At 73.0% G+C, this 19,102-nt stretch carries 14 protein-coding genes and 2 pseudogenes; 10 read left to right on the forward strand and 6 right to left on the reverse strand.

Annotated features, from left to right (window positions below):
- Positions 1–133: 133 nt before the first annotated feature.
- On the forward strand, positions 134–1,294 hold the full coding sequence (locus tag E4198_RS06690) for an LLM class flavin-dependent oxidoreductase (RefSeq protein ID WP_136182366.1): 1,161 nt from the start codon (positions 134–136) through the stop codon (positions 1,292–1,294).
- On the opposite strand, the gene E4198_RS06695 is transcribed toward E4198_RS06690, so the two are convergent.
- Positions 1,263–1,655, reverse strand: a complete 393-nt coding sequence (locus tag E4198_RS06695; RefSeq protein ID WP_136182367.1) for an SCO5389 family protein — start codon at positions 1,653–1,655, stop codon at positions 1,263–1,265. The genes E4198_RS06690 and E4198_RS06695 overlap by 32 nt on opposite strands.
- A gap of 241 nt (positions 1,656–1,896) precedes the next feature.
- Between E4198_RS06695 and nucS the strand changes: the two genes are divergently transcribed.
- A complete protein-coding gene (gene nucS, locus E4198_RS06700; RefSeq protein WP_136182368.1) occupies positions 1,897–2,568 on the forward strand; it encodes an endonuclease NucS in 672 nt (223 codons plus the stop codon).
- Positions 2,569–2,838: 270 nt separating this feature from the next.
- On the opposite strand, the gene E4198_RS06705 is transcribed toward nucS, so the two are convergent.
- From E4198_RS06705 to E4198_RS06715, 3 genes are all read right to left on the reverse strand, one after another.
- On the reverse strand, positions 2,839–5,433 hold the full coding sequence (locus tag E4198_RS06705; protein ID WP_136182369.1) for an ATP-binding protein: 2,595 nt from the start codon (positions 5,431–5,433) through the stop codon (positions 2,839–2,841).
- Between the two features lie 69 nt (positions 5,434–5,502).
- The gene (locus tag E4198_RS06710; RefSeq protein WP_027766007.1) at positions 5,503–5,835 is read right to left on the reverse strand and encodes an STAS domain-containing protein; all 333 of its coding nucleotides are present in this window, start codon (positions 5,833–5,835) and stop codon (positions 5,503–5,505) included.
- Positions 5,836–6,142: 307 nt separating this feature from the next.
- Positions 6,143–6,991, reverse strand: a complete 849-nt coding sequence (locus tag E4198_RS06715) for a 3-hydroxyacyl-CoA dehydrogenase family protein (RefSeq protein ID WP_136182370.1) — start codon at positions 6,989–6,991, stop codon at positions 6,143–6,145.
- Positions 6,992–7,500: 509 nt separating this feature from the next.
- Between E4198_RS06715 and E4198_RS06720 the strand changes: the two genes are divergently transcribed.
- Both E4198_RS06720 and E4198_RS06725 read left to right on the forward strand, forming a co-directional pair.
- Positions 7,501–9,204 (forward strand): APC family permease, encoded by a 1,704-nt coding sequence (locus tag E4198_RS06720; RefSeq protein ID WP_136182371.1) that lies wholly within the window; start codon positions 7,501–7,503, stop codon positions 9,202–9,204.
- Between the two features lie 141 nt (positions 9,205–9,345).
- Positions 9,346–9,918 (forward strand): cob(I)yrinic acid a,c-diamide adenosyltransferase, encoded by a 573-nt coding sequence (locus E4198_RS06725; protein ID WP_136182372.1) that lies wholly within the window; start codon positions 9,346–9,348, stop codon positions 9,916–9,918.
- Positions 9,919–9,949: 31 nt separating this feature from the next.
- On the opposite strand, the gene E4198_RS06730 is transcribed toward E4198_RS06725, so the two are convergent.
- Positions 9,950–11,143: an alpha/beta fold hydrolase gene (locus E4198_RS06730; protein ID WP_136182373.1), complete on the reverse strand. Its 1,194-nt coding sequence runs from the start codon at positions 11,141–11,143 to the stop codon at positions 9,950–9,952.
- A gap of 189 nt (positions 11,144–11,332) precedes the next feature.
- Here E4198_RS06730 and E4198_RS06735 point away from each other — a divergent pair, with 189 nt between their 5' ends.
- From E4198_RS06735 to E4198_RS06745, 3 genes are all read left to right on the forward strand, one after another.
- Positions 11,333–12,754 (forward strand): MFS transporter, encoded by a 1,422-nt coding sequence (locus E4198_RS06735; RefSeq protein WP_136182374.1) that lies wholly within the window; start codon positions 11,333–11,335, stop codon positions 12,752–12,754.
- 191 nt (positions 12,755–12,945) lie between these two features.
- The gene (locus E4198_RS06740) at positions 12,946–13,476 is read left to right on the forward strand and encodes a hypothetical protein (RefSeq protein WP_247597575.1); all 531 of its coding nucleotides are present in this window, start codon (positions 12,946–12,948) and stop codon (positions 13,474–13,476) included.
- A gap of 72 nt (positions 13,477–13,548) precedes the next feature.
- Positions 13,549–14,181, forward strand: coding sequence for a hypothetical protein (locus tag E4198_RS06745; protein ID WP_136182375.1), 633 nt, complete (start codon positions 13,549–13,551; stop codon positions 14,179–14,181).
- Positions 14,182–14,307: 126 nt separating this feature from the next.
- Here E4198_RS06745 and E4198_RS06750 read toward each other — a convergent pair whose 3' ends face one another.
- Positions 14,308–14,895, reverse strand: a complete 588-nt coding sequence (locus E4198_RS06750) for a hypothetical protein (protein ID WP_136182376.1) — start codon at positions 14,893–14,895, stop codon at positions 14,308–14,310.
- A gap of 157 nt (positions 14,896–15,052) precedes the next feature.
- Here E4198_RS06750 and E4198_RS06755 point away from each other — a divergent pair.
- From E4198_RS06755 to E4198_RS06765, 3 genes and pseudogenes are all read left to right on the forward strand, one after another.
- Positions 15,053–16,307: pseudogene (locus E4198_RS06755) on the forward strand (histidine kinase).
- Between the two features lie 32 nt (positions 16,308–16,339).
- A pseudogene (locus E4198_RS06760) lies at positions 16,340–16,978 on the forward strand (response regulator transcription factor); the annotation flags it as partial.
- A gap of 158 nt (positions 16,979–17,136) precedes the next feature.
- Positions 17,137–18,987: a glycoside hydrolase family 18 chitinase gene (locus tag E4198_RS06765; RefSeq protein WP_136182378.1), complete on the forward strand. Its 1,851-nt coding sequence runs from the start codon at positions 17,137–17,139 to the stop codon at positions 18,985–18,987.
- The last annotated feature ends 115 nt before the right edge of the window (positions 18,988–19,102 follow it).

The raw sequence follows: 19,102 nt of genomic DNA on the forward strand, positions 1-19,102 counted from the left end.
CCGCAGTCCCCCGCCCCGCCCCTTCGGGGGCGCGCGGCGCCCGCGGCGCGCCGGGGACCGTGCCTTCGGCACGTGTCAGGCGTTGATGCCGGGTGGGGAGCCAGGGGTGGGCGGCCTCAGGGAGGCGGAGAACATGGGTGAGGCACGGGTCGAGACCGTGGGAGCGTTCGTACTGGCCGCGCAGTTCCCCGGGCAGGACCCGGCGGAGGCGCTGCACCGGGCGGTGTGCACGGCCGAGGAGGCGGAACGTGCGGGCCTGGCCGACGTGTGGCTGGCCGAGCACCACTTCGTGCCGTACGGCGTCTGCCCTTCGGCGGTGACGCTGGCCGCGCTGCTGCTCGGACGCACCCTGCGGATCGGCGTCGGCACGGCGGTCAGCGTCCTGCCGAACGCACACCCGGTCGCACTCGGCGAGCAGACGGCGCTGCTGCACGTCACCTCCGGCGGCCGGTTCACGCTGGGCGTCGGACGGGGCGGGCCGTGGATCGACCTCGCGGTCTTCGGAGGGGGCCTGGAGGCGTACGAGCACGGCTTCCCGGAGTCGCTGGACCTGCTGATGCGCTGGCTGCGCGAGCCGCGCGTCGGCGCGGACGGCGCGCGGTACGCGTTCCCGGAGGTCGACGTGGTGCCTCGCCCGGACGACGCGGTCGCCGGCCTCGCCGACCCGCCGCCCGTGGTGGTGGCCTGCACCTCGCCCGGGACCGTGCGGCTCGCCGCCCGGCACGCGCTGCCGATGCTGCTCGGCATGCACTGCGGCGACGAGGAGAAGGCCGGCATGACCGCGTTGTGGCGGCGCGAGGCGCGCGCCGCGGGACACGGCGCGGAGACGGTCGAACGGGCCGCCGCGCACCACGTGTCCGCGGGTCTGGCACAGGTAGCCGACACCCGCCGGGAGGCGGTCGGGGCCCTCGCCAAGACCATGCCCGCATGGATGCGCCGCGGGCTCGCCGCACACCGCACCGTGGACGGCCGGGAACGGGCCATGCGGGACACGGCCGCCTACACGGAGAAGCTCTGCTCACTGCATCCGGTGGGCCCGCCCGCGCTGTGCGCGGACCGGCTCGCCACCACCGCGGAAGCAACCGGAATCCGCCGTTTCGCCCTGCTGGTCGAGGGAACGGGTGATCTTGCCGCGACACGGGACAACGTGGCCCGGCTGGGTGCCGACGTCCTGCCGCTGCTCCGCGACCGGCCGCCGCGACAGGCGGCGCCGGGCGGAGCCACGGCGGCGACGCCGGCACCCGGTGCCGGGCCCGCCGGGGTCAGCAGTCGCGCAGCGTCGGCGACTGGTTGAGCAACTGCCCGCGCACGGACGTGAAGCGGGCCAGCCGCTCGTCTCCCGACCCGTCGGTCGGGAAGACCGCCACCCGGTGACAGTTCTGGAAGGCGAGCCGGACACCGAAGTGCCGCTCCAGCACGCCGCGTATCGCGTCGCTCGCCAGTGCCCGCAGCAGCTGGCCGCGCGCCTGCTCGTCCGGCGGAGGCGTCTGGTTGTCGGCGAACTCACCGCCGTCCACCTTCAGCTGAGCGACCAGCGAGCTGACCATTTCCCACGCGTACGGCAAGGAGGTGCGGACGCAGTCGACGAAAGCCGCTTCGTCGACCTCGCCTCGCTCGGCCTGTGCGAGGAGGGCCGGTGAGACGTCGAGCGACATGAGTACTCCTCTCGCGACCCCGCGCGCACGCGTGCGGGGTCATACGGACGTGACCGGGGGCTCGCGAACGCGGCGAGCCGAGCCCTCCGCACTGGTTCCGTACGGCGACGCCCCCGATGCGAAGCGTAAGCCTGCGCGTGCGGACGCACCAGGCGAATGCGTACACAACAAGCCATGCCAGAACAGGCTGAATCACGGGCGAATCGCGAACGGGTGCCGGTGTCCGCTAGCGTGATCCACCATGCGTCTCGTCATCGCCCGCTGCTCCGTCGACTACGCAGGCCGGCTCACCGCGCACCTTCCCGCCGCACCGCGACTCGTGCTGGTCAAGGCCGACGGATCGGTGTCCGTCCACGCGGACGACCGTGCCTACAAACCCCTCAACTGGATGTCCCCGCCATGCACCCTCAAGGAGGGTGAGGAGGACGGGGCCGTCGTGTGGACGGTGGTCAACAAGGCGGGCGAGAAGCTCATCCTCACGATGGAGGAGATCCTGCACGACTCGTCGCACGAACTGGGCGTGGACCCGGGTCTCATCAAGGACGGCGTGGAAGCGCACCTGCAGGAATTGCTGGCCGACCGGATGGAGACCCTCGGTGAGGGCTGGTCCCTCATCCGGCGCGAATACCCCACGGCCATCGGGCCCGTGGACATCCTCTGCCGTGACGCCGACGGCACGACCGTCGCGGTCGAGATCAAGCGGCGCGGCGAGATCGACGGCGTCGAGCAGCTGACGCGCTACCTCGACCTGCTCAACCGCGACCCGCATCTGGCGCCCGTGAAGGGCGTGTTCGCGGCCCAGGAGATCAAGCCGCAGGCCCGCGTGCTGGCCACGGACCGCGCGATCTCCTGCGTCACCCTCGACTACGACGCGCTCCGCGGCATCGACGACGACAAGCTCCGCCTCTTCTGACCGCGCACGCCCGACGGGCGCCGTCGCGACCGGGCGGGAGTCCTGTCACCGGCGCCTGCGCGTCCCTGCGTGGGGCCGTGGCGCGGCCCCTCCGCCCGCACGTGGGCCGACTGCGGCACGGAACCCCCGCCCTGCCGCCGTAGGACAGCGGGGCCGGCTGCCCCCACCGCGCGGCCGGGGAGACGGGCGGCTCGCGCCGGGGCGCGTCTCCGGGCGACGCCGAACAGGCCGCCCTTCCGGACCTCACCGGCCGGGCGGCCGGCGGCGGTTTCAGCTGACCGGCGTCGCGCTGTTGCCCGCCGCCGGGGACGTTCCGCTCGCCGTCGCGCTCGGCGGGGGCCCGTCCGCGGTCGGCGACGACGATCCCTCGCCCCCTCCCGACGACGACTCGGTCGGAGTGGGTGTGGGGTCGGGCGAATCCGAGGGGGTGGGCGACCCGGTCGGCGGCCGGGTCGTCTCGTCGTCGGTCGGGTCCGGGGACGGCGAGTCATCGTCGTCGTCCCCGCCACCACCGTTGCCACCGCTGTTCCCGCCGCTGCCGCCGCCGTTCGACGAGGAGTCGTCGTCGGTCGGGGACGGGTCGGCGGGCGGGCCGCCTCCGTCGGAGGGGGAGGGCGAGGGGGTGGCGGAGCTGGAGGGGCCGGGGCTGCCGGGGCTGCGCGAGGGGTCGTCCCCACGGTCCTCGCCGCCGTCGCCGGACTCCGGGTCGTCCGTCCAGTCGTCGGTGAACGTGTCCGACTGGTCCGGCTGGACCGTGCCGCCACGCGGGGTGTCGGAGCTGTCGGACGCCGCAGTGAGGGCCACCGTGCCGAGGACGGCCGCCAGTACGGCGCCCGCACCGGCCGCAAGAACGTTCTTGCGTGTGCTGCGCGCCGCGAGACCTCGGCGGCCGCCCAGACCGGAGAAGCCGCGCTCCTCGTCCGCGGCGGCGCGCAGGGCCGCGATGCTGTCGTCCATGGCCGCCGCCGTCGACAGCGCGGCCGCGGTGATCTCCTCCTGGGACCTGGTCTTCCCGTCGCCGGAGGACGAGCGGGGCGTCGGGGAGGTGGGCGTCTCGTCCGGGCCGTGGGCCGGACCGACCGCTGAAGGGCCCGCCCCCGCGGTCTTGCCGAGCCCCACCCGGGCACCTGCGGCACCCAGGGCGCCCGTTGCGCCACCGGCGCCCGCGACATTGCCCGTCCCGTGAGGCGACGCAGGGGAAGCCGTCGGCCCGCCGGCGAGCGTGGGGCCGTCGGGCATGCCCGGGGTGACCCCCGCCGCGCCACCGGCGGCGGCCGCGGCGAGGCGGTCGGTGACCAGCGCCAGTGCGCGGCGGCCTGCCACCGTGCCGTGCTGGTCGGCGAGCGCGGCACGCAGCGCCACGGAGGCGTCGAGTTCCGTGCGGGCCCGCTCCGGGTTGCCCTGGCAGAGCGCGAGCACGCCCAACTCGTGGTGGAAATAGCCCTGTTCGGCGACCTCACCGGCACGGCGGGCGGCCTCCTGGCCGCTGCGCAGCACGCGTTCCCAGGCGCCCCAGCGCAGGGCGGCGGCGAGGACCGGCGCGGCAGACCGTGCCAGCAGAACGGCCGCGGCGGCCTTGCCCTCGCGCTGTGCCGCCTGGACCGCGGCGACCACGGCGTCCGCCTCGGCGCCGACACGGGCCGCGCTGACCGACGGATGGGCGACCCACCACGCGTAATGCTGGGCCACGGTCTCGGCCCGCAGCGCGTCCCCGTCTCCGTCGCCCTGGTGCCCTGCGGTGAGCCGGCCCGCCACACCGGCGGCCAGGCGGTAGTGGCCCCCGGCCTCGGTCACGAGACCGGCGTCGGCGAGTTCGTCCGGCGCATGGTCGGCTTGGTCCTCGCCGAGCAGCGCCGGAAGGTGTGTGCCCCGGGGGAGTTCGCCGCCGAGGACGGCCGCGATGCGCAGCGCGTCGCGTGCGGTGCCCGAGAGGCCGGAGGCGACGTCGGCCGCCAGGTCGGCTCCGCTGGGCAGGTGGCCGTCGGAGGTGTCCTCCGCCCCGTACAGGGCGACGGCGGTGCCGCCGCCGCGCTGCCGCAGCAGCGTGCCGGCCTGCACGAAGGAGAGCGGGTTGCCCTCGCTGAGGAACCACAGGTCGCCGGCCCAGTCGGACTCGTCGTCGGTGAGCGGACGGCCGAGACGGTGCTCGAGCAGTTCCAGCGAGGCGGTGCGGCTGAGCCCGGGGAGGAAGACCTCCTCAATGCGGGCCTCTTCGGAGGGTGCGGCGACGTCGGGGGTGACCGCGACGAGGTAGGCGCACTCGGGGGTGGCGGTGAGCAGTTCGTCGAGTGCGGAGGCGCCGAGCTCCAGGTCGTCGAGGACGACGACCGCGCCGACCGAGGCAAGCGCCTCGCGCAGGCGGCGCCGGTCGGGGCGCAGGGCGGGAGCGTCGTGGACGGCGGAGAAGAGGTCCTGGAGGACGTCGGTGACCCCGCGGCGATAGCCGCTGAGCCGGACCACGCCGTCCGGGGCCAGGCTCGCCGCGTCGGCGGCGACGGCTTCCAGGAGGGCGGTGCGGCCGGAGCCGCGGGGCCCGGTGAGGCGGACGGAGCGGCCCTGGCCGAGCAGGCGGGTGAGGCGCTCGCGCTCCTCGTCCCGCTCCAGCAGGAAGGGGCGCCTGCCGCCGACGCCGGCGGAGCCGCGTCCGGTGCCGGGCCGACCGGCCTCGGGCCGCTCTCCCGCAGCACGGCGCCGGGGGCGTCCGGGGCGCTGTCCGGGTGGGCAGGGCTCGATCTCGCTGCCGTCGACCGGGTTGACGGTCAGCAGGTAGTCGCCCGATATGAGTCTGACCGTGCGGGCGAGGGGTCCACCGCCCCGCTCGTCCGTATGCTCCGCACCGGACTGGTCACTCTCGTGCTGAACCATGGCCTCCGCCCCATCGCAGTGTCCGGCACAGTATCCACGAGGGGCCGTGCTCGTGTGGGGGCCGGGACGTCACGGCTTGGTGAGGATTCCGACCTGCGGGGCGGCGACGGCGTCCTCGATGGCCAGGATCCGGTGCAGCCGGGTGGCGACGAGCAGGCGCTGCATCTGCGGTGGGACGCGCCGCAGGACGAGTCGCCGACCGCAGCGCCCGGCCCGGCGGTGCGCACCCATGATGACGCCCAGCCCGGTGGCGTCCCACGACTCGAGTTCGGCCAGGTCGAGAACGAGGTCGCCCTCGCCCGCGTCGACGGCGCCGTGAAGAGCCGTACGGGCGTCCGCTGCGCTGCGGACGTCGAGGCGCCCCCCGACGACCAGCTCTGCGTGGTCGCCCCTGATGTGCATAACCGCTCCCGGTATGGATCGTGTGGCTGCGTCCTGTGTCGTACGTGTGGTCCCGTCGTGCTCTCGCGCCGCGCTCCGCGCCGCCCGTCCCCGGCCGGGGCACGCCGCACGGTGAAGGGCCGGAACCCCTCTTCAGGGAGACGACCTGACGGTCCGTCGAGTTGCCGTTCGTGGTCCAACCGATACGCAATTCACCCTCACGGGTGAGAACGGCAGACCGGGACGCCCCCTCCCGGGTCCTGCTCCAGGACGCGCCCCGGACCGCCGCGCCGGGCCGGGCCGGGCCGGGGGAACGGCCGCCGCGCGGTCAGTACGTGTAGAAGCCCTTGCCGCTCTTACGGCCCAGGTCGCCGGCGTCGACCATCCGCCGCATCTGCTCCGGCGGCGCGAACTTGCCGTCCTGCGACTCGGTGTAGATGTTCTCGGTGGCGTGCAGCAGGATGTCGACGCCGGTCAGGTCCGCGGTGGCGAGCGGGCCCATGGCGTGACCGAAACCGAGCTTGCAGGCGGTGTCGATGTCCTCGGCCGAGGCGACGCCGGACTCGTGGAGCTTGGCCGCCTCCACCACCAGGGCGGCGATGAGGCGGGTGGTGACGAAGCCTGCGACGTCGCGGTTGACCACGATGCAGGTCTTGCCGACCGACTCCGCGAACGCGCGGGCGGCGGCGAGCGCCTCGTCGCTGGTCTTGTGACCACGCACCAGCTCGCACAGCCCCATCATCGGGACCGGCGAGAAGAAGTGGGTGCCGACGACGCGCTCGGGCCGGCGGGTGGCGGCCGCGATCTTGGTGATCGGAATGGCGGAGGTGTTGGAGGCGAGAACCGCCTCGTCCTTCACCAGCCCGTCGAGGGCGCGGAAGATCTCCTGCTTGACCTCGATCTTCTCGAAGACGGCCTCGACGACGACGTCGGCCTCGGCCGCGGCGTCCAGTTCGGTGGTGGTGGTGATCCGGCCGAGCGCCGCCTCGGCCGCGGCGGCCTCCATCTTGCCCTTGCCGACGAACTTGTCGAAGGAGGCCTTGATCCCGTCCGTGCCACGGCGCAACGCCTCGTCGGTCACATCGCGGAGGACCACCTCCCAGCCCGCCTGGGCCGAGACCTGCGCGATGCCGGAACCCATCAGACCGGCACCGATGACGGCGAGCTTCTTCGCCACGACACGCTTCCTTCCCTGGAGCATCCGAGCTGTTGGCGGGACCCTAGCGCTTCGGACGGACCCTCAGGCGGCGAAGAGACACGCGTCACGTCTCACATGGCGGACGTCACACCCGGGGCGCCCGTTTCGGCGCGCTATGCCCGATCCCCCGGCGACCCGGCACCCCGGCTTCCGGGGGCATCCGGCACCGAGCGCCCGCCGTCGGGGGGACCGGCGGACGCCGCGCAACCGCGCTACTCGCATCGAGTGCGCGGACTTCACCGACAAGAGCGACATAATCCCCACATGTCGACGTGCCGCAACATGACGCGCAGCTATACCCGCCATTTAAGATTCCTTGCCCGAACCGATACTGCAGGCAGGGATATGCAGGCCGCTTCGCCCTGGACAGGCAAAGGTGAAGGTGCGCACCCTGCTGTGGGTCTGTGTCCGGCACATCGGTTCCTCCGCTGCCACCGGCTCTCCAGCAGGCCCGCACCGACGCATCGACAGCAGGAGGTGGCCGCTCCATGGCCGACGTGACCACGAACCCTTCGGCGGACGCACCGGGTGACGACCGGCGTCTGAAGAAGGACTACGGAACGATCGGGCTGCTGTTCACAGCGGTCGGGTCGATCATCGGTTCCGGCTGGCTCTTCGGAGCACTCTTCGCGTCGCAGATGGCGGGGCCCGCGGCGATCCTCTCCTGGATCATCGGCGGCGTCATGTTCATCTTCATCGGGATGAGCTATTCGGAGTTGGGAACGATGTTCCCGCACTCCGGCGGCGTCGCCCGCTACCCGCACTACTCCTACGGCTCCTTCACCAGCTTCACGATGGGCTGGCTCACCTGGGTGGCCGCCGCGGCCGTGGCACCGATCGAGGTGCTCGCCGTCGTGCAGTACTCGAACAACTGGCTTCCCTGGCTGCAGGACGTGAAGGACGGACAACCCACGCTGACGGCCTGGGGCACCGTCGTCTCGGTTCTCCTGATGGGCCTCTTCGTCCTGGTCAACTTCTTCGGTGTGCGCTGGTTCCAGCGGCTGAACAATCTGCTGGTGTGGTGGAAGCTGCTGATGATCGTGCTGGTGATCGCGGTGTTCGTCGCCCTCGCGTTCAACACCGACCACTTCGCGGGCGACGAGTTCGGCGGCTTCGCCCCGTACGGCGCCAAGGGCGTGTTCTCCGCCGTCGCCAGCGCCGGCATCGCGTTCTCCTACTTCGGCTTCCGCCAGGGCGTGGAACTCGCGGGCGAGACCGACAACCCGAAGAAGAACATCCCGCTGACGCTGATCGGCTCGGTCGTCATCTGCGGCATCCTCTACGTCGGTCTGCAGGTCGCCTTCATCGGATCCGTCCCGTCCGAGGCCATCACCGAGGGCGGCTGGGCCGAAGTCGGCGCCAACTTCACCGGCGAGACCGACGTGCTCGCGGTCTTCGGCCCGCTCGCCGCCATCGCGGGCATTTTGGGCGCGGTCTGGCTGGCCGGCCTGCTCTACGCCGACGCGATCATCTCCCCCGGGGACACGGGCATGATCTACGCCGGAGTCACCGCGCGCCTCTCCTACGCCATGGGCCGCAACCGCAACGCACCGGCGAATCTGGCCAAGGTCGACAGGAACGGCGTGCCGTGGGTCAGCCTGCTGCTGGCGTTCGTCGTCGGCTGCCTGTTCTTCCTGCCGTTCCCGGGCTGGGCACAGCTGGTCCCGTTCCTCACCAGCGCCACGGTGCTGTCCTTCGGATCGGGCCCGATCGTGCTGCTGGCCATGCGCAAGCAGCTCCCGGAGCAGCACCGCCCGTACCGGCTGGGCGACAGGACGGTCTGGGTCGTCGGGTTCCTCGCCCTGTGGTCGACGAACCTGATCGTCTACTGGACGGGCTGGGAGCAGAATTGGAAGCTGTTCCTCCTGCTGATCCTCGGCTGGATCCTCATGGCGGCGTTCCTGCGGTTCTCCCAGCAGGAACACCCGAAGCTGGACCTCGCGGCCGGCTCCTGGGTGTTCGTGTGGTTCGCGGGCCTGGCGGTGATCAGCTTCGCCGGCGGCTACCCGGCGGAGTCGGAGGAGGCCGGGAACCTCGGCTGGCTCGGCCTCGGCACCGGCGCGGTCGCCACGTTCGTCCTGGCCCTGCTGACCATCTGGGTGGCGCTGAAGACCGCCCTCCCGCGCCACCGCGTGGAGGAGATCCTCGCCGAGTCGCAGCAGGCGCACGCCGGGGGGCCGCCGGCGCACTGAGCCCGGACGGCTCTGCTCGCAGGAGCCACCCGGGGCATCCCGGCCGCGTCGTCGCGGACCGGGGGCCACCGAGGGGCCCGTGGCGGCGCCACGGGCCCCTCGGCCTGCTCGTACGGCCCCATCCGGCGCTACGCTGCACGCATGGTCAACCTGACGCGCATCTACACCCGCACCGGTGACGACGGTACGACGGCCCTGGGCGACATGAGCCGTACCGTGAAGACGGACACCCGGATCGACGCCTACGCCGACGCCAACGAGGCGAACGCCGCGATCGGTGTGGCCCTCGCTCTCGGCGGCCTCGCCGAAGAGGTAAAGGAGGTGCTGGTGCGTGTGCAGAACGACCTGTTCGACGTCGGCGCCGACCTGGCCACCCCGGTCGTGGAGAACCCCGAGTTCCCGCCGCTGCGCGTCGAGCAGACCTACGTCGACAGGCTGGAGGAGGACTGCGACCGCTTCCTGGCCGGCCTGGAGAAGTTGCGCAGCTTCATCCTGCCGGGCGGCACGGCGGGCGCGGCGCTGCTGCACCAGGCGACCACCGTCGCCCGGCGCGCCGAGCGCTCCACCTGGGCCGCGCTGCAGGAGCACGCGGACACGATGAACCCGCTCACCGCGACCTACCTCAACCGGCTCTCCGACCTGCTGTTCATCCTCGCGCGTACCGCCAACAAGGACGTTGGCGACGTCCTCTGGGTGCCCGGCGAGAACCGCTGACGGCTCGCCTCGGCCCGGGCGGGCCGGGCTGTCAGGCGAGGACGTCGTCCAGCCAGTCGTAGACGCGCTGGTCGAAGCGGGAACGGTTCCAGCACTCGACGTGGTCGGCGGCGCCCTCCGCCTCGCTGAAGCGGACCAGGGTGCGCGGGCACGTGAGCGCGTCGTACAGGGTCTCCGCGGCGGCGCCGACCGGGTCGTCCTCGGCCACGGCCACGAGCGTCGGGCAGGCGATCCGCGCCGCGACGTCGGAGAGGCGGTAGCGACCGGTGTCGACGATGTACTCACCCAGGTTCTTCACGCCGTGCACCCACATCGCGCGCTGCACCATCTTCCAGCAGTGCACCGGGTTCTCCACCAACGGTGTGAGGTGGGGTTCGAGTTCACCGGGATCGACGTCCGGCAGGCGGTCGCGGAGCCCGCGTGGCAGCGGCAACTGCGTACGGAAGGTGTCGATCATGTCCCACTGCCCCGGGTCGGCGACCAGCGCGGCGACGCGTGGTTCGCCGGCGGCGGCGCGCGGCGCCAGGTAGCCGCCCAGGCTCCAGCCCATCAGCACCAGCCGGTCGCCGTCGACACCGGGCAGGGTCAGGGCGTGATCGACCACCGGGCCGATCACGTGCTCCCAGTCCGGACGCAGGTGGAGGCCCTGCTCGATCAGGGCCCGGCCCTGGCCGGGCCCGTCCACCAGCAGGCAGTGGTAGCCGCGGCGCAGCGCGGGGACGGCGTGCGACCAGTACATCTCGGGCAGGGCGGAGTCGTAGCCGTTGACGGCGATCAGCAGCGGTCGCGGGGTGCCGCTCGCGTCGGCCGGGCAGAAGCAGCCGGGCAGCGTGGTGCCCTCGTACGGGATCTCCTGCGGAAGCAGCCGCGGTTCGCCGAGCGCCGCGAACCGCTCGAAGCAGGCGGCGGAGCGGCCGAACGACATGACGAGCCGCGGGTCCACGGGCTCGCCGAAGAGCGGGTAGTACGCGATGCGGTGGTAGGTGCAGGCACGCAGGAACGCCTCACGCGCGCTGACCCGGTGGCCGCCGCGCGCCGAGTCCTCGGCCCACCCCTCGACGATCCGGGCGGTGCGGGTCCACTCCTCGTGCCAGCTGTCGCGGTCGCCCTCGCTGACGCGCTCCGCGGTGAGTCGCACCTCGCCCCATTCGGCACCGCCACGTGTCGCGGTCATCGCGACGCGTTCGGCGAAGCTCTGGAAGAGCGGGTCCTCGAAGAGTTCCATGGCGTGTCCGTGGGTCCGGGGCGGCCGGGAGGGCCTGCGCCTGCCTCCATGCTGCGGTCGGCGGGAGGGGGCCGCACCTCGGTCGCGGCCCTCGCGCGGTCGAGGCGCCCGCACGGCGGCCGTGACCGCACGGCCCGCACCCGCTGAGCCGCGCGTGCGAGGCTCTCGTGGTCATGTCAGCCTTGAGTGGTGGCTTCGCGGACGGCCGGGTCCGGCAGGGCTCCGGCCGGCTACTCGTCCCGGGAGCGTGCGGTCATCGCCGCCGCAGCGCTGTCCATGTTCATCGTGCAGATGGACTGGTTCGCGCTGAATCTGACGCTCCCGGTCATCGCGCGTGACTTCGACACGTCGGTCACCGACCTCCAGTGGCTGGTCAGCGGCTACATGCTGACGCTCGGTGCACTGATGATCACCGGCGGGCGCCTCGCCGACCTGTGGGGGCGGCGCAGGATCATCCTCATCGGTCTGGCCGGGTTCGCCGTCGTCTCGGTGGTGTGCGCCGCCGCGCAGAATCCCGGGTGGCTGATCACCGCGCGCGTCGTGCAGGGTACGGCGGCGGCCGTGATCTTCCCGGTCGCCGTGCCGGTGGTGGCGTCCCTCTTCGACCAGGCGCGCCTCGCCCGGGCGGTCTCGACGGTGCTGGCGTTCAGCGCGGTGGGCACCGCCGTCGGCCCGTTCGTGGGCGGCGCGCTCGCAGAGCACGTGAGCTGGCGGGCGGTGTTCCTGGTCAACGTCCCGCTGTGCGCGGCGGCCATGGCCCTGGTGCTGCGGTTCGTCCGGGAGAGCCGGGACGCCGCGGCGGTGCGTCAGGTGGACGTTCCCGGCGTGCTGACCGTGGCGGGCGGTCTGGTCTGCGTGATGCTGGCCTTCGACCGCGGCGAGGCCTGGGGCTGGGCATCCGCGCGGACCGTGCTGCTGATGGCCGCGGGGGCGGTGCTGCTGGCGCTGTTCGTGCTGCTGGAGGCGCGGGTGCGCAACCCGCTGATCGACCTGGCGCTGTTCCGCAACGGGCCGTTCGACGTGGTCACGCTGGCCGGTTCGCTGTCCAACGCCGTCTACGCGCTGATCGCGGTACTCGCCGCCCTCTATCTCCAGGAGGTGCGGGGGCTGTCGCCGCTGGAGGCCGGCCTGGTGTTCCTCGCCCTGTCCGGCGGTTCCGGCGGGGCGAGCTACTGGGCCGGGCGGCTGGCCGAACGGTGGCGCGCCGAGGGCCCGATGGCGGCGGGGATGCTGACCAGCGGGGTGGCGCTGCTGGTGCTGACGTGGGTGCAGCCGCTGGGCTGGTACACCGTCGTCTTCGCGGTGTGCGGGGTGGGCGTCGGCCTGGGGTGGTCGCTGACCAACGTGGCGACACAGTCGTATGTGCAGGAACGGGACCGGGCCGCGGCCTCGGGCATCGTGCTCACCTCCCTGGTGCTGCTCGGCGCGGTGGCGGTGGCGGTGGCGGCGTCGGTGCTGGAGGTCGTCAGCGGGGCGGCGTCCACGGCCGGGGCGGACGGACCGGCCATCGAGGCGGTGCTGCGCGGCGCGTCCGTGCTGGCGTTCGCGGGCGCCGCCGGGCTGCTGGTGCTGCTGCGCCGCAGCCGCCACCGCGGGCCTACCGGCCGGTAGGCCATCCCACAATTCCGGTCACGGCCGACGACGCGAGCTGGCGCGACGCAGGGGGCTCCCGGGCAATAACGGGCCCTGGGTTTGGGCGTGTTCTCCGCGAGCAGGATCGGGAGCGCTCTCACCCCACAGGAGAAGGGAAGCACGACGTGCCGGCACACAGATCGATATCGACACGAAAGGCGCGAGCCGCGGTGGCGTCGCTCGCCGTACTGGCCGCACTCGGCGGCACGACGAGCGCGGCGGCCGCTCCCGCGGCCGGGCCGGGGACCGACGCGCCGGGCGAACGGCACTGCATCGTCGGGCCCGACGGCGGCGAGCGCTGCTTCGCCACCTTCGGTGCCGCCGTGGAGGCGGCCACGAGCGGACGCGTCGATGACCTACCCGCCTCCGCCCGCGCGGCGGCAGGGGACGACGGCTTCCGCGCGTCCCTCGCCGGAGAGGTCATCCAGGGCACGTTCTTCGAACACGCCAACTACGGCGGATCCTCCCTGACCATCTACGGCCCGCAGCCCTGCGAGAAGGACGGCTGGGTCAACTGGCAGTACGACCTGGGCGACGGGTGGAAGGACAGCATCACGTCCGTCCAGCCCTGGGCGAACTGCTGGCTCTGGCTGTACCCGCAGCCCAACCTCGGCGGCGACCGGGACGGCCCGTTCAAGGAGAACACCCCGGACATCGGGTCCTTCATGAACGACCGGACGGAGTCGATCGGCTTCAGCTGACGCCGGTCCCTCCCCGACGCGCCCAACCGGCACCGCCCGACCACCACCCCCCACCCCTTGAGAGGTACCTCCATGCCCACCACACGCAGAAGGACCCGGATCGGCATCCTCGCCGCCGCGATGACCGCCGCGGCGGGCGCCGTCGTGGCCCCGACCGCCGCCCAGGCGGCCCCCGCCGAGGAGACCCCGACGGCCCGCCAGCTGCTGGAGAAGTGCGACAACGGCACCGACGTGTGCATCTTCCACCCCGACGGCCCGCCGCAGCTGTCCATGGGCCCGTCCCACCAGGTCGGCCACTCCGCCTTCAACTGCACCCAGGACCCGCAGCGTTCGGGGGTCGGCTGGTCCGACACCACCGGCGAGACCAACAGCGTCGGCGTCTCGATGAGCGCCGAGTACGGCTTCGGCGAGGTCTTCAAGGTGACGGTCGAGGCCAGCTACGAGCACACCTGGTCCAACTCGCACACCGAGTCCGCCACGACCTACATCGACGTCCGCCCGAACGAGGTCGGCTGGGTGACCCGCGAGACGCAGCTGCAGACCGTCAGCGGCCGGTACGAACTGCACTTCCCCGACCGCTACTACGGTCACTACTACTGGTACGTGCCGTTCACCGCCACCGGTCCGGTGCCGGACGCGCCGGACACCACGACGCAGCACACCCGGGCGATGACCGGCCAGGAGCACGCCGACCACTGCGGCTGACACCCCCGACGCCCGTCACCCACGGGCGGTCGGCCGCAGGCGCGGGCGGGGCGGCTCCGGGCGAATCGGAGCCGCCCCGCCCTCTCGCCCGTCCGGCGCGCCGGACGCCCCCGGTGCAGCGCGGCGTCAACGGCGTACGGTCTCCCCCTCCGGCCGCCGCGCCTCGCCGGACGGCGCCCCGGCGGGCGCCTGCTTCGGCCAGAGGGTGTAGCTCAGCGCGATGACCAGGTTGATACCGGCGAGGAGGCCCATCTTGGCCTGCCAGTCCCGCAGCGAGGTCACTTGGCCGGTGTCGCCGACGCACCAGATCGCCGCCTGGAGCAGCGCCGCCGCGATCGCCGCGGCGCCGATCCAGCGGGCGGCCGTCTTCCACTCGTGCACGAGGCGCGCGGTGCCGTACTTCGGCGCCCGGCGCGGGGGCGGGCCGCCGGAGAAGCGGTGGGCGAAGCGGGCGTCGGCCCACTTCACCAGGTGGTGGCCGTGGGTGACGGTGAAGCCGATGTAGACGGCGGCCAGGCCGTGCTTCCAGTCCGGCTCGGCGCCGTTCCGCAGGTCGATCGCGGTGACGACCAGCAGCACCAGCTCCAGCAGCGGCTCGCACAGCAGCACCGCGGCCCCCGCACGCGGCATCCGGGCGAGGTAGCGCAGCGAGAGGCCCAGGGCGAGCAGTACCCAGAACCCGATCTCGCAGGCGATGATCAAGGCGACCAGCACGGTGGCAGCTCCTCTCGGCGACTCCCTCCAGCCTCCGGCCGCGCGCGGTCGTCCACGTCGTCACCGGCGACGATTCCGCGCTGCATCCTTCGATGTACCGGCCGGCTCCGCCCCTGCGCCGACGCCGACGGGGCGGTCGGCGTGCTGTGATGGGCGCATGCCCAGCCTGCCGCTCCCCCGCCGCCCGGCCCGGCCGCACCGCGATGACGTGCTCATCGGCGCGGCGGGCCTGGCCGGCGGGCTTGCGCTGTGGGGCGCCGGCATCCAGGGCGGCCCCGAGTTGCTCGGCGTGCCCTCCTGGGCGGCGCTGGTCGCCCTGGCCGTCATGGCGGGCACCGAGCTGCTGCGCCGCAGCGCCCCCGGGGTCGCGCTCGTCCTGGGCACCGCCGCGCTGGGCCTGGACACCCTGGCGGGCACGCTGGTCGCGCCCGTGGTGATGTTCACCGACCTGGTGTACGCCGCGGTGGTGTACGGCGGGCCGAAGCTGGCCCGCAGACTGCCGCGGGCCACCGTGCCGCTCACCGTGCTGGCGACGGTGGTGCCGGTGTCCGTCTGGCGGAATCCCGAGCTGCTGCTGATCGGCATGGCCACCGGCCTGATCACGCTGGCCCCGTCGTTCACCGGAGTCGTGGTGCGCGGCCACCGGGAGGCCGCGGAGGCGGAACGGCTGCGCGCCGAGCAGACCCTGCTGCTGGCCGAGGCGGACCGCGTCCAGGCCGTCAACGCCGAACGGGCCCGGATGGCACGCGAGCTGCACGACATCGTGGCCAACCACCTGTCGGCCATCGCCATCCACGCCACCGCCGCCCAGGCGCTCCAGCCCGACCGCGACGCCACCCGGGACGCGCTCGGCGTCATCCGTGAGAACAGCGTGCAGGGCCTCACCGAGATGCGCCGTCTGATCGGCATCCTGCGGGACGCGGAGGGCCGGCCGGTCCCCGACGCGACACCCCGGCTGGACGGCCTGGACGCACTGCTGGCGCGCGCCCGTGCCGCCGGCGGCACGGACCTGGTGTTCTCGCTGCACGACGCGCGGCGGGCCGGGGGCGGTCCGCCCGTGCCGGTGGAGATGGCCGCCTACCGCGTCGTGCAGGAGGCGGTGACCAACGCGCTCAAGCACGCCTCCCCCGGTGAGGTCGCGGTAAGCCTGGCGGACGTCGGGGACGGCGGCGGGAGCGGAGCGGACGGGGACGGCGGCGGACTCGCCGTCACGGTGACCAGCCCGCTGGGCGGCGCGCGTCCGTCCGGTCCGCGCGCTCCCGGCTCGGGCGCCGGACTCGTCGGCATGCGTGAACGGGTCGAACTGCTGGGCGGCACACTGACGGCCGGGCCCTCGTCCCCCGGGGGGGAACGGGCGACGGGTGTGGCGGGTGCGGGCCGAACTGCCCGCCGAGGGAAGGAAGAAGAGGTGACCGGAGGTTCCGCGGTCCGGGTGCTCGTGGCCGAGGACCAGCAGGCCGTACGGGCGGGGCTGGTGCTCATCTTGCGCAGCGCGGGGGACGTCGAGGTGGTCGGGGAGGCCGCCGACGGCGAGGAGGCCGTACGCATGGCGCGGGAACTGCGCCCGGACGTGGTGCTGATGGACGTGCAGATGCCGCGGCTCGACGGCGTCTCGGCGACCCGGCAGGTGACGGACGAAGGGCTCGCGGACGTGCTGGTACTCACCACCTTCGACCTGGACGCGTACGTGTTCGGCGCGCTGCGGGCCGGGGCGGCGGGCTTCCTGCTGAAGGACAGCGAGGCGAGCGCGGTGATCGACGCGGTCCGCACGGTGGCGCGCGGGGAAGGGCTGATCGCTCCCGCGGTCACCCGGCGGCTGATCGCCGAGTTCGCGCGCCCGTCCGCCCCGGCGGGCCGGTGCGGCGGCGAGGCGCATCCCGGGCTGGCCGCGCTCACGCCGCGTGAGCGCGAGGTGCTCGGCTGCCTGGGGCGCGGGCTTGCCAACGCGGACATCGCGGACCGGCTGACGATGGCAGAGGCCACCGTGAATACCCATGTCAGCCGCCTGCTGGGGAAGTTGGAGCTGCGCAGTCGCACCCAGGCCGCGGTGTTCGCCCAGGAGTGGGGCGTCACGACGAACTAACGGCCCTTCTGGTCCAGACCTATTGACCAGTGGTCCAGACCTCTCTACGCTCCCCGTGACCGCGGCGAGCGCACCCACAGGCGCCCGCAGGCGGCGCGGTCCCCACCCGTACCCCCTCCGGACTCTCCACCGCACCGGACCGGACTCGAGGAGCACCCTTGAGATCAGGAACCGTACGACACATCCGCGGCAGGGCCACGGCGTTCGCCGTGGCGCTGCTGCTCCCCATAGGCCTGCTGGTCGGCTTGGCCACCCCCGCGCAGGCGGCCGAGTCGGCCACCGCGACGTTCATCAGGACCTCCCAGTGGGACACCGGCTTCGGCGGTCAGTGGACCGTCGAGAACACCGGCGACACCACCCTCACGGACTGGGAGCTGGAGTGGGACTTCCCCTCCGGCACCACCGTCGGCTCGCACTGGAACGGCACCATCACCCGTGACGGCGACCACTACAGCGCCACCCCGGCGAGCTGGAACGCCGACCTCGCCCCCGGCCAGTCCGCGACCATCGGCCTCAACGGCACCGGCACCGGCGAGCCCACCGGCTGCACCGTCAACGGCAAGCCCTGCGACGGCTCCGGCGGCGGCGACCCCTCCGACGAGGCGCCCTCCGCGCCGGGCGGCCTGACGGTCGGCTCCGCCACCGACACCTCGCTCACCCTGAACTGGTCCGCGGCCACCGACGACGACGGCGTCGTCCGCTACCACGTCTTCCGCAACGGCACCGATGTCGCCGCCGTCACGGGCACCTCCTACCGCGACACCGGCCTCACTCCCGGCACCGAGTATGCCTACGCGGTCACCGCCGAGGACACCGCCGGCCAGATCGGCCCGGCCGGCGCCACCGTCACCGCGTCCACCACCTCGGACGGCGGCGGCGACCCGGAGCCGCCCGCCGACGGGCACGTCAAGCTCGGCTACTTCACCGAGTGGGGCGTCTACGGCCGCGACTACGACGTCAAGGACATCGACACCAGCGGCTCCGCCGAGAAGATCACGCACATCAACTACTCCTTCGGCAACGTCACCGGCGGCAAATGCACCATGGGCGACTCCTACGCCGCCATCGAGAAGGCCCACACCGCGGCCGAGAGCGTCGACGGCGTCGCCGACACCTGGGACCAGCCGCTGCGCGGCAACTTCAACCAGCTGCTGGAGCTGAAGGAGAAGCACCCGCACATCAAGGTGCTGTGGTCCTTCGGCGGCTGGACCTGGTCCGGCGGCTTCGGTGAGGCCATGCAGAACCCTGCCGCGTTCGCCGAGTCCTGCTACCAGCTCGTCAACGACCCGCGCTGGGAAGGCGTCTTCGACGGCATCGACCTCGACTGGGAGTACCCCAACGCCTGCGGCCTCAGCTGCGACAGCAGCGGCTACTCCTCCATGCGCGACATGATGCAGGCGTTCCGCGCGGAGTTCGGCGACCAGCTCGTCACCGCCGCCATCACCGCGGACGCCTCCGACGGCGGCAAGATCGAGAAGGCCGACTACGCGGGCGCCGCCCAGTACACCGACTGGTACAACGTCATGACGTACGACTTCTTCGGCGCCTTCGACAAGGACGGTCCCACCGCCCCGCACTCGCCGCTGCGCGGCTACGACGGCATCCCGCAGGAGGGCTTCAACTCCGACGCGGCCATCCAGAAGCTCAAGGCCATCGGCGTTCCCGCCGACAAGCTGCTGCTCGGCATCGGCTTCTACGGCCGCGGCTGGACCGGCGTGACCCAGAGCGAGCCCGGCGGCTCGGCGACGGGCGCAGCCCCGGGCACCTACGAGGCGGGCATCGAGGACTACAAGGTCCTCAAGAACAGCTGCCCGACGACCGGGACCGTGGCCGGCACCGCCTACGCCCACTGCGGCAACAACTGGTGGAGCTACGACACGCCGGAGACCATCCACGGCAAGATGTCCTACGCCAAGGACCAGGGCCTCGGCGGCGCCTTCTTCTGGGAGTTCAGCGGCGACACGACGAACGGCGAACTCGTCACGGCTATCGACACCGGCCTGAGCTGACACACCCCCGAACGGCCGGAGCGGCCGGGGCCCGCGGGACACCTTCCCGTGGGCCCCGGCCCGTTGCGCGTGGCAGGGCAGCCGCTCCGTCGGGAGCGTCCACGCACCGCTCGTG

The sequence above is a fragment of the Streptomyces sp. RKND-216 genome (assembly GCF_004795255.1).
GTDB lineage: Bacteria > Actinomycetota > Actinomycetes > Streptomycetales > Streptomycetaceae > Streptomyces > Streptomyces hazeniae.